The organism is Mesorhizobium sp. M1273, assembly GCF_040318195.1.
In the GTDB taxonomy this organism is placed as follows: domain Bacteria; phylum Pseudomonadota; class Alphaproteobacteria; order Rhizobiales; family Rhizobiaceae; genus Mesorhizobium.
In genome coordinates this window covers 1-13,911 of sequence record NZ_JAMYLV010000040.1, presented here as the reverse complement: position 1 = coordinate 13,911, position 13,911 = coordinate 1, and the positions used below count along the sequence as shown (strand labels likewise).

The following is a 13,911-nucleotide window of genomic DNA, read 5'->3' as shown; positions in this document are numbered from 1 at the left end:
GCCGACCCGAAAGGGGTCAGGGCGGCTCCGCCACATAATCTCGCCCGACGCATAAGAACGGATCCGAGCCGGCATCCCGCACCAGCGCAAGCAGGCCATCGATACCTTTTCGGAAGTCCACCGGGTGGCTGGCAAGATAAACCTTCACCCCTGCCGGGATCATGCTGAGCGCACCGCCCGCAAAACACGCCGCAGATGGTCCTCGCACACAGTCGCACCGGCCCGGACCGTCATGCCATTGACGTCAATCTCAATGGTTCGGGAATGGTGAGCCTGAAGCCTCCCAAGGCTGGCCTCCTCAGCCTTGCCGGCGCGTTCCACCTCATCCGTCTTGGGCGCCGCAGCCCGCCAGCCGAACAATTGCGATGGGCTGATCCCAATCTCCCGAGCCAGGGCCGAAATATTGGCGCCAGGTTCAGAGCTCCTTGCCACCATCTCGGTCTTGAACGCAGCCGACCATCGCCGCCTCCGCGCGACCGGGGCACCCTCGAAGCGATCCGCAACCGCCTCAATCAATTGAAAGCTTCTATCCGCAGGCATAGGCGCAGACATAGAAATTGACACTGAAAGCTCCTCGGCTACTTCAGTGTCATCATCGCCGCCGCATACTTGCTTCGCCAGATGGGGTGGCCTTCCCGCTTACACTTCAAAGACCCCAATCGGAGAAGAGAGGACTCTTAACGAACTTGCCTCCTGAGCAGGTTGGACCGTGATGCGTGGACGGCGATCATCGTGCAGTTCTGAGACTGGCTTCCTTTGGTAGGACTGTTCGGCCGAACACTGCCCGCCCACAACCATTCACAACTGCCTGAAACTGTGGTCCCGCCGGCAACTGTGGGTCTGCCGGAATTCAGTCGGCTGCTCGGTCAGTTGCTTCAGCTCGCGGAACAACCCGGCGGAGTACTGCGCCAGCTTAGCCATGTTTTCGCGGCCGCATGCCAGGCGGTCCGCGTGTGAGCTGGTCGCCTTCGAGAAGCAGGACATCGCGATGCCCGAGCCGGGTGAGGTGGAATGTATCAAAAGGCCGATGATGCCGCCAAGGATGACCGCGTATTCGGCCAGGGAGGTTGAAGCATTCATCGTGCCGGAGCCGAGGCCGCTTACTGCCGCAGAGGAGCAATCGCGGAGCGAGCGCGTGCAGCAGTCGTCATGAGATTACTCGCCGTAGCGTTATCACCGACTCTGCCCAAATCGCGCTTGCAACTGAGAGCAGAGATTTGTTAATAAATGCATCGCCATTTGCGCGTCTCAAGATGAATTTCTGCATCTTCGGGCTTTTTTGTGAGGTCTTCCGCAGTGGCTTATCGCTCCCCTGCCAAGCATTACGACCGTATCGACGCTCGTATTCTCGAACTTGTTCAGAAGAACAACCGACTGACCACCGAGGCCATCGGGGAACAGGTCGGCCTCTCGGCAACCGCCTGCCAGCGGCGGCTGAAGCGCCTGAGGAAAGAAGGTATTATAGAGGCGGATGTTTCAATCGTGTCCGCGAAGGCAATCGGCAGGCCGATCCAGATGCTGGTGCTAGTTACCCTTGAGCGGGAGCGTGTCGACATTATTGACAAGTTCAAGAGAGACATTAAATCTTCCTCCGAGATCGCCACAGGCTTTTACATTACAGGCGAGGCGGATTTCCTGCTCTACATCACCGCCCGCAGCATGGAAGATTACGAAGAGTATACGCGCCGGTTTTTTTATGAGAATCCCCATATCAAGAGCGTCAAGACCTTGGTTGTCGTGGACAGGGTGAAGGCTGGATTTGCCGTGCCGATAGACGATCCTGAGGACAACTGGGGTCTAGAAGGCTAGGCACGTCGCAAAAATCAGCGGGGCGTGCCGGGCGTCGGCACAACGCGGATTTCGCTAGTATTTAGAGTGATGCTCAGGGTTTCGCCGGGCTTAGGATGGCGACCGAACGGGAAGCGTTCGTGCATCATTAGATGCTCCCCGTTCACTTCGAGGATGACTCGGGTGGCACCCCCATAATAATGGGATTCAACGACCCTTGCATGCGCGGGAGTTCCAAATGTCCCTTCCGACGATATGCGGACCTGCTCGGGTCGAACTATGGCACTCGCCGAGCCAGGTTGCCAGGAACCCGACAGGTTTATGCCCGATTTCGACATGAAGTTACCAGTCGAATCGACAGTGCCTTCCACGACAGCGCACCAACCGATGAACTTTGCGACGAATGTGCTTTCGGGACTTTCGTATATGTCGCCAGGTGACCCGATCTGTTCGATCCTTCCCGCATTCATGACGACGATCCGGTCGGACATCGTCAGTGCTTCCTCCTGGTCGTGGGTCACGAACAAGGTCGTGACGTCGACCCCACGAATGACTTCTCGCAACTCCTCGCGCATGCGCACCCTGAGCTGAGCGTCAAGGTTGGAGAACGGCTCGTCGAGCAGCAGGACTGCTGGGCGCATCGCCAAAGCGCGAGCGAGTGCAATACGCTGCTGTTGTCCGCCGGAGAGCTGCGCCGGGAACCGCTCGGCGAGGTGGGGAAGCTCGACCAGTTTGAGCATCTGGCTTACCCGTTTATCCCGGTCGGCGCGTTTCCACTTCAGGTTCTCCAGACCGAAAGCGATGTTTTCCGCCACAGTCATGTGTGGGAAAAGCGCGTAGCTCTGGAACACCATTCCCGTATCGCGCCGGTACGGTGGCTGGTGCGTCATGTCCATGTTGTTGATGCGAACCGTGCCGGAGGTCGGCTCGACAAAGCCGGCCACCATGCGAAGTGTCGTCGTCTTGCCGCAGCCGGACGGACCGAGCAGACAGACCAGCTCCCCCCGTGTCATGCCTAGTGAGACGTCCGCAACAGCGATCGCATCTCCGTAGTGCCGCGACACGGATTGCAGTTCGACGACATAGTCGCCCGCGTCATTCGGTCGGTTTTCAAGATTGCTCGACACAGTCGCTACCCTTTGTTTTTCTTAGGCGAGTCGTTCGGCGCCGATCAAACGCTCGATTGTTAAAATGACTGCCAACGTGACAAAAATCATTATGCTCGACACTGATGCAACAAGCGGGTCGTAGCTGTTATCCACATAGGTGAACAGCTGAACGGGCAATGTTACGTTGCCGCCGTATGTGAGGAATACAGATACCGTCACGTTTCCGAACGAAGTCACGAACGCGAAGATCGCAGCCGACAGCAATCCCGGGAGAATGAGTGGCAGCGTAATCCGGCGGACCACCTGGAGCGGTGTCGCCCGCAAATTCATCGCGGCTTCCTCGAGCACCCGGTTATATAACGAGAGGCTCGCTAGAATAGTTCTGACAACGTATGGGATTGCGAGAACGAGATGGCCGACGAGAAGCGGCAGCATCGTCTGTGTCATACGCATGCAAGAAAAGAGATACAGGAGGCCGATGCCCAAGACTACTGCGGGAACGATCAACGGCGAGAATGCAAGCGCCTGCAGCAGTCCTTTTCCAGGGAAGGAAAACCGGTTGATGGCAAATGCGGCGGCAAATCCGATCGCCAGCGCAAGGAACGCGACGATGACCGCGACGTAGGTGCTGGTCCAAAGTGCCGTCATGAAAGGTTCGCTTTCAAACGCCCGCTGGTACCATCGCAGGGAGAAGCCGGGGGGAGGGAAATTCATCGTTTCCCCGCTGGTGAATGAAGAAATGACCACCAGGACCGCAGGCAGTGCGAGCATTGTATACACGAGTGCACGTATCACAGCTCCGGCCACCTTCATGACGTAATCTGTGAAATCATTATGCATGGCGACGGCCACCCATAACAAAGTGCGAAGCGGCTAACGCGTTGAAAGCCGCTGTGAAGCCGAGGCCGGCGACGAAGAGGATGAAGGCCATCGCTGCGCCAGAGGGCCAATTGAATTCCGACATAATGCGCTCGTAGATCAAGCTGCCCAGCATGGGGACACGGTTACCACCGATTAGACGAGGCGTAATGAACGCCGAAATCGATAGCACGAATACGAGATTTAATCCGACAAGGATGCCGGGCATCGCGAGCGGAATGATAACCCGCCGAAATGTAACAAGCCGATTGGCCCGCAAGTTGGACGCCGCCTGTTCCAGAATTGGATCAATCTGCGTGATAACGCTCATGACAGAAAGGATCATGAACGGCAGAAACTGCTGGACAAGTACTAGGATCACTGCGGGCCGCGTGAACAGCATCGTCTGCGGAGTCGAGATGACACCGAGACTCAGCAAGAGGGAGTTCAGAAGCCCGTTGCGCCCGAGAACGATGAGCCAACCGAACACGATAACAACCAGGCTCAGCGTCAAGGGCATGATGACGATGATTGTACGCCATCTTCGCGCCAAGGGTGGCAGCCGAGCAAGCGAATATCCCGTCGGAAAGCCGATCACCAAGCAGATCAGGCTCACCACGAAGCCGTCGACAAATGTCTCCCATAAAATAGACGAATAATAGGAATCCGAGAAGAAACGAAAATAGTGTATCAGTGTAAACCCACCACCTTCAAGAAGGTAGTCGCCATTGAGGAAGCTGGAGCGAAGTACACCGGTCACAGGCACTATCAAGAATCCGGCTAGAAGCAGGACCATTGGGGCCAGCAAAAGTGCCGCGGGGAGTTTTCGGCTTTGCTTTGAAGGTGGATACATTGCTTTTCCCTGGAAAGTTCTATTAGTCAGTGGGCATGCAGGGCTACTGCGGTCGCGCGAAACCCTGCATCTAAGGCAACGACCCTAGCCGCGGAGGATTTTGTTGATGCGCTCGATCCGCGCTCCGCGGTTGGCCATCCACTTCTCCCAGTCGACTTTCTTTTTCAGGGCGACCCGCTCCGGTGAGTTGAATGTCAGGTCTTTCGCGATGTCATCGGGAAGTTTTACGTCAGTCGTTACCCCAAGCCTCAGCGTTCGAGGTAGCCCAAGCATGCCTTCGTTGGAAAGCATTTGGTTCAGGAATGCGAATGCTGCCTCCGGATGCTGCGCATTTTTGACAACATTCATGTAGGACGTTGCCCCGTAGATACCCAGCGGCGGATACACGCTAACGATCGGTTTTCCCTTCGAGCGCAGTTCGTGCCCACGGGCATCTGAAATAACGCCGGCCGTAGCCTCTTCGTTTTCGAACATCTGGACCATCGCAACTGTACTCTGCGCCAAAGCAACAATGTTTGATTTCGCTTGCTCCAACAAAGTGTACGCTGGCTCCATATTGGAGATCGAACCACCATTCTCTTCTGTTAGCCCTAACAAGTATAGGTTCCACGTGTCGAAAGTCGCAGCGGGAAGAGCCAAGCGACCCTTAAGGTCGGGTCTGGTTATGTCGGTGTATGTAGTTAGTGGTTTTTCGACCAGCTGCGAGTTATATACGGGTATGTACGCGAAAATGCTGTATGGGACCCCATACTCACCGTACTCACGAAATCCGGGAAGGATGCGTTTGATGTTTGGTACCTCGGCTTCCGTTACTTTTTGGATCAGGTCAGCTTTCAGTGCCTCCACCATGTATGCGCTGTCGGCCTGGTACACATCGAAAGGAGGGTTCTCTTTATTCGCGACGAGCTTGACCAAGTCGGCAGATTGTGTGCCGGCGGTAATCTCGACTTTCAGCCCAGTCCGTTCCTCAAGCGGCGCAGCTACGGACTTCTGAATCGTTTCGTCGTACAATCCACCCCATCCGCCAAAACGGAGCGTGATACCCGCGAATTTTTTTTCTTGGGCATGGACGTAAGGCGCAGCCAGCGTGCTCATCGTGGTCGCGGTGGCGAGTTTCAGAAATGTGCGTCTTTTCATTTCCCATTCTCCTTATGGTTAGTGGTACCGCCCCACACGGTGAGCCGAGTCGGGCAATGATGTGTCGCTCGCGCGAATCGCGCAGAGAGCGGGCCGAAGCAAGTGGAACTCGAATTGCTGGTCTGGTATGAGTTCCAATTTCTCGACCAGCGCTCGCGCGCGGACCTAGTAGCCCGCTTCCAAATTTACCTCCCGTGTCAGCTGCTGCCCTGCGGCAAATTCGATAAGGTTCTGGATGCCTCATTCGATAGACCGCTCCAGCACATCATCCGCGTATGGGCTTCGCGGGCAGAGCAAATAGCGTTCGGGAGCCTCTGAATCTCTAGCCGAGAGCCCCATCCGATTGGAACGTTCTGCCGAACTCATACCGCCACCAAACATCCGTGCCGAAACCGCGCAACCGCCCTGAGGTAAGCGCTTCATAAAGCGTCTTTTCCTGAAGCGTTGCCGCGCGACCAACGTTGACCAAGAACGCGCTCGGCTTCATCGCTGCCAGTTCGGCTTTACCGAAGAGGCCGGTTGTTTCTCTGGTATTTGGAGCGGCAAGGACCACATAGTCGCACTGTGCCAGAACGTCGTGCGGCTCCTCCGGCCCGTACATTGTATCAACGCCTTCGGCTTTTTTGTTTCGACGTACTCCCAGGACGTGCATATCGAACGCCTTTGCGTGCTTTGCGACACGGCCGCCGATGCTGCCGACGCCGATCACCGGCTTTCATCCCCCAAACAGGAAACGAAGAACGACCGTCGACTGCTATCTGATGCTTGATGATGGCATTCTTCGCGAGGGCGAGCATCAGCATCATGTGCTCGGCGATTGCGATCGCATTCGCTTCAGCGATATTGGCGAGCTTCGTCTTGCGTTGGGCGAGCAGCGAAAAGGCACCTATCTGCCTCAGGTCATCAACGCCTACATGCAGCCATGACAGGATCTTCAGCTTCTCAGCAATTTCGAGGATGCCGGTGGGCGCCGTCCAACCGATGAAGGCGTCTGCCTCGCGGGCATCAGGCTCGAGATCGGCGTAAGTGGTCTCATAGCGGGACAGGTAGTCGGCGGGCGCTGGCACGACCACTTCGATTCCCGCCGGCAACGCCGTTTTGATCTCCCGACCTCCTGCTGTGTGGCATGCCACAAACATAGAACCTTCATCTCACCCGCGTTCATAATACGTTCATAATAGTTGACCGCCTTTGGGCGGTGCCCGGCTCTCGACTTGCGCCCAGCCGAACCGCATCGTCGAACAGTATTTCATCACCGGGTGCGGTTTCGACTGAAAGACGCCCCGCCGCAGCAGAAAGACTGCGCTGCCGGCATGGTTGTTGAAGGATTTCGTTGGGAACCGCGGCATGCGAGTCTTCGCGTCGCCGGAATCGCGCTAACTCTGATCGCCCGTTGCCATCGAATAGTGCTGCCTGCGGGTGGCGATTGGACTGCGGGCGTATCCAGGCCCGATGGGGGATTCCGCGCTTCGGATGCCACACCTTTCCAGCACCGCACTTGGCTAGGCTGCCACGGAACAGTCAGCCGCCCGGCTTGCCTGCATCCGGTCGCTGGGGATCGAGGGGAGCAAGCAATGAACCATCTGACTAAAACCCTTCTCTACACTGACGAAAGTGGACGGAGCCGCTGCCGCGAGGAAAGCTTGGACCTTTCCGAGGGAGTTCCGCAGATTCAAAAGACGCCCCTCGCTCCGTGCAAGGCTTCCTTGTTCCGCTACAGTCCGGTCGGCTTCACCCTCGATTTCCACTGTTTGGATCGCCCCTTTGGGTGGTGTGCTCCAAGGCCAGATGGAGATCCTGTTTCAGGATGGGAGTCTGCAACCTTCAAGCCTGGAGACTGCTTCTTCGCCGAGAATCTGCTCCCGGAGGGAGCGATTTGACTGCGCGATCCACGGTCCCAGATCGCGTCAGGTGGGACCAGACCCCCTCGTGACGTTGTTTGTCGACGTTTTGAAGAGAATCTGCTCGATCCTGGCGTTCGCACAATTGCTGCACGCCATCTCGCCAAATCGAGAAGCGCGGCTCTATCGGGGCCTCATACGCAGTTTTTATGCGAGCAGGCGCCTCTATCCTAGGCTTTGGCGGCCCGTCGCGAGGACTAGGACGGCAGAGACTGCCGCATGGTGCAGCCGGGCGCTCAACACAATCGCAACACCGCCGCGCCGGGCAGGCGGGAAGAAGCGGTTAGAGTAGGGGAACCGAAGATGGAAAGAATTCTTCACTTCGAACCGGCGGAATACGCCACGCGACTCGCCGCGGTTAAGGCCGAGATGTCGAAGCGCGGGCTCGATATCCTGCTCATTTCGGAGCCGCCAAATCAAAACTATCTCACCGGATACGACGCCTACTCATTCTATACCCCGCAGATGGCAATTGTGGCTCTGGACCGCGATGAGCCGATCATGATCACTCGCGGCATGGACGCAACCTCTTCGAAGATCACGACCTATCTTTCTGACGATAGCATTCGGGGCTTTCCTGATAGCTACGTGAACTCCACCGAGCGGTCTGCGTACGAGTATGTTGCAAAAATCGTCCAGGAACTCGGCGGAGAGACGGCCGTCATCGGCGTCGAGATGGGCGGCTACTATTATTCCGCACGTGCCCACGCGGACCTGGTCAAGGCGCTCCCACAGGCCCGGTTCGAAGACGCCGACCTCCTCGTCAACTGGATCCGCCTGGTGAAGAGTCCTGCCGAACTTGTGTTCATGCGCCAGGCTGGCCTCATCGGCGATGCCGTCATCAAGCGCGTCATCGAGACGGCTGAGCCGGGTGTACGGGAGTGCGATCTCGCCGCAGCCGCGTATCATCAAGAAATTTCCGGCACTCCCGAGTTCGGTGGAACCTATAACTCTTCTGTCGTGCATCTTTGCATAGGCGAGCGGGCCCTTGCGCCCCACTCTACCTGGACTGACAAGCCGCTGTCCAACAACACGGTTATCAACTTCGAGGTCCATGGTACACGCCGCCGCTACCAGATCAACGTGAGCCGTACCGTCTACCTCGGAAAGCCGTCAACAGACTATGTGAAGCTCGCGGACATCGCCATTGAGGCGTTGAATGCCGGACTTGACAGCGTGCGTTCCGGCCAGGCGTGTTCCGAAGTCTTTGGAGCGTTTCACAAGGTGCTGTCGCGGAACGGGATCGAGAAAGACCAGCGGATCGGCTATCCGCTCGGTATCGGGTATCCGCCGACAGTCGCCGAGCGCACCGCAAGCATACGCAGGGAAGACAACACGGTGCTCCAGCCGGGGATGTGCTTTCACATGATGACAGGCCTCTGGCTCGGTGATCAGTCCGTCACCATCACGCAGCCCTTTGCCGTCACCGAGACGAGGTACGAGCCCTTGACCCGCACGCCACGGACGCTAGTCGTCAAATAAACTGGGCGAGCCGGACAATGACGAATTCCGCGATACAACAGGCCAGCCGGACAGGCATCGCCCCAGAGACTGGCGGCGAGATGTGCGTTACCGTGGTACCTCGACGCGGTGTGTTGATGGATAGCAAAGGGGCCCATGCCACTATGACAGACAAGGTACTTGGCGTTCTTGAACTGGAGACAAAGCCCGTCGAGCTTCCCGGCTTCATGGCCGGACCAGGTACATTCCCGTTCCCGGTCAAACGCAGGCAGGTTCCGGGGGCGTTCACCCGGAACGTCATCGACGGGGACAAGTCCGTGGAAGCCGGTTACGCAGCCGCCGCGCGAGAGTTGGAGCGTCAGGGTGTGTCCGCAATCGTTTCCAACTGTGGCTTCACCGGCCTCTTTCAGGCGGCAGTGGCCGAGGCGGTCTCGATTCCAGTCGCGATGTCGAGCCTGCTGCTGGTGCCTTTCGTAGCACGGACGCTGAAGCCGGGGTCCAGGATAGGCCTTCTCACTTACGACGCACCCAAGCTGATGGAGAACCACTATGTCTGTGCAGGCTGGTCTTCGAAAGATATCAGCGTGGCTGTGGGTGGGATCGAGGGAAGCGAGCTGTGGTACGAGTTTGCTAAGCCCGCTCCGATCATCGACGTCTCGATCCTCGTTAGGGACGTGAGGGCTGCGGCCAGGAAGCTCCTCGACGCGAACCCGGACATCGGGGCGTTCGTATTCGAATGCACCGCCTTCCCGGTGGCGGCGGGTGCCGTGCGGAGCGATACTGGCCTTCCTGTTGCGGATGTCACGACGCTTGCCAACATGTTTCTGGGCATGAGTCCGGATCGTTCCGTCAAGCTGAGAAGCAGTCACCACGGCCTAACCGCGTGACCGCCGGCGGTACAAAGGGCTGTACATGTCACTGCCATTCCCTTTGTTGAGTACCACGACCGCCTGAAGAAAGCAGACGGCGTATCGCTGCTTGTTGTCGTGGACCACGCGCACCTCAACTACATTTCCGGCTATGATGTCTGGAGTTACCAGAACACCCGGGCGCTCCCGGGGCCACAAGAGGCCGTGGAGCCGGTATGGATCGGGCCGGGGCCCGATGCAGCTGGCGCACATACATCAACCTGGATGTCGAGTGACAATGTTGTCGCCTATGCCGCTCCTATTCAAATCCCACCTCTCACCAGCGGGAGGACAAGAGAATCAGGAAGCGCGGGTGGCCAGGGCAGATTGGCGGATAACTATTAATTCGGTCCACGTGCGCTTTTCGCGTAGCAGCACGAACTTCCAGTTTTGGAGTGGTTCGATGGCGGTCTTCTCATCAACAAGCTGAAGCCCGTCAGGTCGCCTTCGCTTGATGACGTCCTGCAGGATCTCCTCGTCCAGCATCAGGTCCGCCACGATCTTCTTCAGGGGCGTGTTCTTCTCCTCGCTCGGCTCTTGAGGATGACAGCGTGAAGCGGCTGATGACCATTCCCGGTGCCGACATGACCGTCGCGTTGGCGATGAAGGCCGCGATTCGCCACGTGACCCGCTTCGAGGAGCCGCAAAAGCTCGTCAGCTATCTCGGGCTGAATCCGAGCGTCAGGCAATCGGGACCGGGGCCTGCCTATCATGGACGCATTACCAAGCAGGGACGCGGACATGCTCGCGGCCAGCACGTCGCCGCCGTCGCGATCGCGCGCAAGCTCGCCGTTGTGATGGTATCTGCTGATGAAGGGGGCTGTCAGGATTTCCGTGTGCGGGGCGGGCATAATGGGTAGAAAGGGATCCCACTATGATCTGGCGCAGAACCTGTCGAATGATCTTCTCGACTTGCTGGCAGAAGGCGCAGCCAGTGCTGCCTTCGGACAGGGCGGCCTGTTGGAATACGCTCCAAGAAGGCTCTGACAAAGCGCGCTGAACGCGGAGATGGACCATCATCTGGCGAGCGGCGACGACGCTGGCAATACGCGTAACGGCTATGGCCGCAAGACGGTGACGACCGAGACCGGCAAGCTGGAGATCGATGTTCCGCGCGACCGCCGGTCGAGTTTCGATCCGGAGCTGATCGCCAAGTACCAGCGCCGTTTTCCTGGCTTTGATGACAAGATCGTATCGATGTATGCGCGCGGCATGAGCACCCGGGAGATCACCGGGCACCTGCCTGATCTGTACGGCATCGATGTGTCAGCGGACCTGATCTCAAGGGTGACGGACGCCGTGCTCGACGAAAGTCGCCGCTTGGCAGCAAAGGCCTCTCGATCCGATTTACCCGCTGGTCTTCTTCGATGCGATCCGGGTCAAGATCCGCGATGAAGGGATGGTCCGCAACAAGGCCATCCACATCGCGCTGGGCGTGCGCGCCGATCGTGCCCAGGAGGTGCTGGGCCCCTGGCTCGAGCAGAATGAAGGCGCCAAGTTCTGCCTGCGGGTGATGAACGAGCTCAAGAGCCGTGGCCCGGAGGATATCCTTCTGGCTGTCGTCGATGGCCTGAAAGGTATCCCGGACGCGATCACCGCTGTGTTCCCGGAGGCGATCGTCCAGACATGCATCGTCCACCTGCTGCGCAACTCGATGCAACTTCGTGTCCTGGAAAGACCGCAAGAGCCTCTCCAGCTCACTCAAGGAAATTTACCGCTGCCGATGCCGCCGAAAGGCGCTGGCGGCGTTCGAGGCCGGCCCCTGGGCCCAGCGCTATCCAGCCATCGGCCAGAGCTGGCGGCATGGATTCTTCGCTGAAAGCGACGCCGAGCAGCCTCATTCAAGCCTTGTCGGATTGAGGCGTAGGGCCTGACCACCTGCAGCCACGTTCCGCTCCCGAGACGCATCAGCTATTCGCTGGCATAGCCAACCGCATACCGGACGATTTGAACGATCGGCGACCGTCACCTCTTACCTAGCGCCACCTCCGCTGGCGGGGGGCGAGGTGTGATTTGCTCCTGTTCGCCAAGGGACGAAAATGGTGTGATCGACCAACTGATTAAGTCGAGGGCGCGCTGAAGTATCTTCTTGGTCTGGGCACGGCTGGTTGAAGCGGCCATGACATGCCCGATACAGTCCCGGTAGTCGCCCGTCCTGACGATCGGCGTCTTGGGTTCAACATACAACTTGACCTCGGCGACACCTGATATAGCCGCTGCCCGATTGCCGCCATCGATCCTATCGAGGAAGCCATCGCGATCAGGAATTAGTTTCCGCGCGGCCGCGATGTGCAAATGCCTTCTGCGCAAATCGCATTTATCGCCGATGACAAGCCTGATGTGCTCGGTGACGAGATCGACACCATAAGCCAACTGAACCAGGTGCGGAACGGTCCCACCCGCAAGACGCGGATTGACTTCAATGACGACGGGGCCACGCTTTGTCCACCGGAATTCAATGTTCGTTGGGCCCCAGCCAAGGCCGAGGGCTCGCAAACAGCTCAGCGAAGCGTCGATGATAAGCCTATGCTCGTCATCTGTCAGCAAAGCCGGATAAGTGCACTCGCGAGCGACGAAATGCGGTGGGCGGCCCCAGTCAATGGCAGCAATCCCAATGACCTCGCTTCCCATTATCTCAGCGCTATAATGGGGTCCTTGTGCGAATTCTTCGACTAGTATCCGCGGCGAAGACCGCCATATGTAGTTCCCGCTCAACAGATAGCTCATATGTTCGGCTAACTCGTCGACATTGTGGCACAATCGGACACCGCTGCTGCCGCTGCCTACGGCTGGCTTGAGAATCACCGGCAGGCCGATCTCCGCAGCAAAGCTTTCTACCTCCGTCGCAGTCGTTGCCACACGAAAAGCCGGTATTGGAACGCCGCCTTCCGCGAGGAGCTGACGTTGAACGAATTTGTCGCAACACCGTTCAACGGATTCAGGGTTCGGCCCCGGTAGATCGAAATGCCGGCAGAGCTGGCCAACTGTCGCATAGACCTCCTCCTCAGCTGCCGTAATGCCGGCAATCTCATAGGTCGCACGCAGCTGGGAACATTCGTGGATCAGCGCATCAAGGTTGTCTGTATCGACACGGATCGCTTCAATCCTTTCCGGCGCATGATAGTCGTAGCGAGCTGGATCAACCGAGAGAGTAATTGGGTGAAGGCCAAGACGTTGGGCCGCTTTGACGTAAAGCGGACCATTCACTCTTGTGCCTTCAATCAGGATAAGCGCTCGTCTTGCCATCGTGGGCAACCTCCTTTGCTTGCTGTGCGGTGGTCCGAGCATAAAACAGGCATCAGGTTTTCTTTCGTGTCTAACTCAGGAGTTGCGGTGGATGTACCATTTGTCAGCGGGCTATGGTTGCGAAGATTGTGCGAATTTAGTTGAAGGATCTGTTGTAGCGATTTGACAATCGGCTGTGTGGCATGCGGAACAGCTTCACGGCGGTCGTGATCGCGCCTCAAGCTGCTCCTGGGCGTTAGCGCCAGAGGATAATGTAAACCTTCGATCTCGACGTGATAACAAGGCAGCCGCGCCTTATGCGCCATTCGGCAAAGACGTAATGCTTGGCTGGCGAGGGCTTGAGCGCAGGACGCTCGATCTCCTCGGACATTTGATGCGAAGTGCAGCCGACCGGCGCAACACCCGGCGCTCGTTAAGATCGGCTAGAGCCCGGCGATCGCAGCCTCGTCTCGGCTAGGCTGTAGAGAAAGCGATGGTCAGCCGGTCGAGCAGCCAGCGCTCAAAGATGGGATCCAGGAGGCGGGGCTGGACGGCTTCTGGATCGACCGGGTGCTGAACCGCGAGGACTGGATCGAAAGTCACATCGTCGATGCGGCATCGATCGCGGTGTCGCGCCGCCACCGTCGTGCCAAGATGGATCGGCTTGATGG

General features: G+C 57.9%; 14 protein-coding genes and 3 pseudogenes. 6 read left to right on the top strand and 11 right to left on the bottom strand.

Annotated elements, in window-relative coordinates:
* Positions 1 to 16: 16 nt before the first annotated feature.
* The 3 genes from tnpB to NKH30_RS28435 all read right to left on the bottom strand — a co-directional run bounded on the left by tnpB (position 17) and on the right by NKH30_RS28435 (position 1,080).
* Complete coding sequence (gene tnpB / locus NKH30_RS28445; RefSeq protein WP_352997608.1) at positions 17 to 163, bottom strand: IS66 family insertion sequence element accessory protein TnpB; 147 nt, start codon at positions 161 to 163, stop codon at positions 17 to 19.
* Complete coding sequence (locus NKH30_RS28440) at positions 160 to 516, bottom strand: transposase (RefSeq protein ID WP_352707305.1); 357 nt, start codon at positions 514 to 516, stop codon at positions 160 to 162. Before NKH30_RS28440 ends, tnpB begins: the two co-directional genes overlap by 4 nt.
* A 282-nt stretch (positions 517 to 798) precedes the next feature.
* Positions 799 to 1,080, bottom strand: coding sequence for a hypothetical protein (locus NKH30_RS28435; RefSeq protein ID WP_352997607.1), 282 nt, complete (start codon positions 1,078 to 1,080; stop codon positions 799 to 801).
* 216 nt (positions 1,081 to 1,296) lie between these two features.
* On the opposite strand from NKH30_RS28435, the gene NKH30_RS28430 reads away from it, so the two are divergent.
* On the top strand, positions 1,297 to 1,809 hold the full coding sequence (locus NKH30_RS28430; RefSeq protein ID WP_352997606.1) for an Lrp/AsnC family transcriptional regulator: 513 nt from the start codon (positions 1,297 to 1,299) through the stop codon (positions 1,807 to 1,809).
* A 14-nt stretch (positions 1,810 to 1,823) separates the two neighbouring features.
* Here NKH30_RS28430 and NKH30_RS28425 read toward each other — a convergent pair whose 3' ends face one another.
* The 6 genes from NKH30_RS28425 to NKH30_RS28400 form a co-directional block, all read right to left on the bottom strand.
* Positions 1,824 to 2,915, bottom strand: coding sequence for an ABC transporter ATP-binding protein (locus tag NKH30_RS28425; protein ID WP_352997605.1), 1,092 nt, complete (start codon positions 2,913 to 2,915; stop codon positions 1,824 to 1,826).
* Between the two features lie 21 nt (positions 2,916 to 2,936).
* A complete protein-coding gene (locus NKH30_RS28420; protein ID WP_352997604.1) occupies positions 2,937 to 3,737 on the bottom strand; it encodes an ABC transporter permease in 801 nt (266 codons plus the stop codon).
* A complete protein-coding gene (locus NKH30_RS28415) occupies positions 3,730 to 4,515 on the bottom strand; it encodes an ABC transporter permease (RefSeq protein WP_352997603.1) in 786 nt (261 codons plus the stop codon). The genes NKH30_RS28420 and NKH30_RS28415 overlap by 8 nt, the downstream gene beginning before the upstream one ends.
* 177 nt (positions 4,516 to 4,692) lie before the next feature.
* Positions 4,693 to 5,745: an ABC transporter substrate-binding protein gene (locus NKH30_RS28410; RefSeq protein WP_352997602.1), complete on the bottom strand. Its 1,053-nt coding sequence runs from the start codon at positions 5,743 to 5,745 to the stop codon at positions 4,693 to 4,695.
* Between the two features lie 322 nt (positions 5,746 to 6,067).
* A complete protein-coding gene (locus NKH30_RS28405) occupies positions 6,068 to 6,397 on the bottom strand; it encodes an NAD(P)-dependent oxidoreductase (protein ID WP_352997601.1) in 330 nt (109 codons plus the stop codon).
* Positions 6,351 to 6,836, bottom strand: a complete 486-nt coding sequence (locus NKH30_RS28400) for a hypothetical protein (RefSeq protein WP_352997600.1) — start codon at positions 6,834 to 6,836, stop codon at positions 6,351 to 6,353. The genes NKH30_RS28405 and NKH30_RS28400 overlap by 47 nt, the downstream gene beginning before the upstream one ends.
* A gap of 1,029 nt (positions 6,837 to 7,865) precedes the next feature.
* Between NKH30_RS28400 and NKH30_RS28395 the strand changes: the two genes are divergently transcribed.
* Positions 7,866 to 9,128 carry a M24 family metallopeptidase gene (locus NKH30_RS28395; RefSeq protein WP_352997599.1) on the top strand — a complete coding sequence of 421 codons (1,263 nt, stop codon included), beginning with the start codon at positions 7,866 to 7,868 and terminating at the stop codon, positions 9,126 to 9,128.
* Between the two features lie 143 nt (positions 9,129 to 9,271).
* Positions 9,272 to 9,994 carry an aspartate/glutamate racemase family protein gene (locus NKH30_RS28390; RefSeq protein ID WP_352997598.1) on the top strand — a complete coding sequence of 241 codons (723 nt, stop codon included), beginning with the start codon at positions 9,272 to 9,274 and terminating at the stop codon, positions 9,992 to 9,994.
* A 321-nt stretch (positions 9,995 to 10,315) separates the two neighbouring features.
* Here NKH30_RS28390 and NKH30_RS28385 read toward each other — a convergent pair whose 3' ends face one another.
* Entirely contained in the window at positions 10,316 to 10,513 is a 198-nt protein-coding gene (locus tag NKH30_RS28385; RefSeq protein WP_352997597.1) for a hypothetical protein, read from the bottom strand.
* A 29-nt stretch (positions 10,514 to 10,542) separates the two neighbouring features.
* On the opposite strand from NKH30_RS28385, the pseudogene NKH30_RS28380 reads away from it, so the two are divergent.
* Together NKH30_RS28380 and NKH30_RS28375 are read left to right on the top strand one after the other, a co-directional pair.
* Positions 10,543 to 10,834 (top strand): annotated as a pseudogene (locus NKH30_RS28380) (transposase); the annotation flags it as partial.
* A 33-nt stretch (positions 10,835 to 10,867) separates the two neighbouring features.
* Positions 10,868 to 11,826: pseudogene (locus tag NKH30_RS28375) on the top strand (IS256 family transposase); the annotation flags it as partial.
* A gap of 154 nt (positions 11,827 to 11,980) precedes the next feature.
* On the opposite strand, the gene NKH30_RS28370 reads toward NKH30_RS28375, so the two are convergent.
* Positions 11,981 to 13,261 carry an ATP-grasp domain-containing protein gene (locus tag NKH30_RS28370; protein WP_352997596.1) on the bottom strand — a complete coding sequence of 427 codons (1,281 nt, stop codon included), beginning with the start codon at positions 13,259 to 13,261 and terminating at the stop codon, positions 11,981 to 11,983.
* A 510-nt stretch (positions 13,262 to 13,771) separates the two neighbouring features.
* On the opposite strand from NKH30_RS28370, the pseudogene NKH30_RS28365 reads away from it, so the two are divergent.
* A pseudogene (locus NKH30_RS28365) lies at positions 13,772 to 13,911 on the top strand (IS110 family transposase); the annotation flags it as partial.

Excerpts from the sequence above, each read along its gene's own strand:
- NKH30_RS28370 (WP_352997596.1), bottom strand. The coding sequence starts at position 13,261 with ATGGCAAGACGAGCGCTTATCCTGATTGAAGGCACAAGAGTGAATGGT.
- NKH30_RS28435 (WP_352997607.1), bottom strand. The coding sequence starts at position 1,080 with ATGAATGCTTCAACCTCCCTGGCCGAATACGCGGTCATCCTTGGCGGC.
- NKH30_RS28395 (WP_352997599.1), top strand. The coding sequence starts at position 7,866 with ATGGTGCAGCCGGGCGCTCAACACAATCGCAACACCGCCGCGCCGGGC.
- NKH30_RS28405 (WP_352997601.1), bottom strand. The coding sequence starts at position 6,397 with ATGCACGTCCTGGGAGTACGTCGAAACAAAAAAGCCGAAGGCGTTGAT.
- NKH30_RS28410 (WP_352997602.1), bottom strand. The coding sequence starts at position 5,745 with ATGAAAAGACGCACATTTCTGAAACTCGCCACCGCGACCACGATGAGC.
- NKH30_RS28420 (WP_352997604.1), bottom strand. The coding sequence starts at position 3,737 with ATGCATAATGATTTCACAGATTACGTCATGAAGGTGGCCGGAGCTGTG.
- NKH30_RS28390 (WP_352997598.1), top strand. The coding sequence starts at position 9,272 with ATGACAGACAAGGTACTTGGCGTTCTTGAACTGGAGACAAAGCCCGTC.
- tnpB (WP_352997608.1), bottom strand. The coding sequence starts at position 163 with ATGATCCCGGCAGGGGTGAAGGTTTATCTTGCCAGCCACCCGGTGGAC.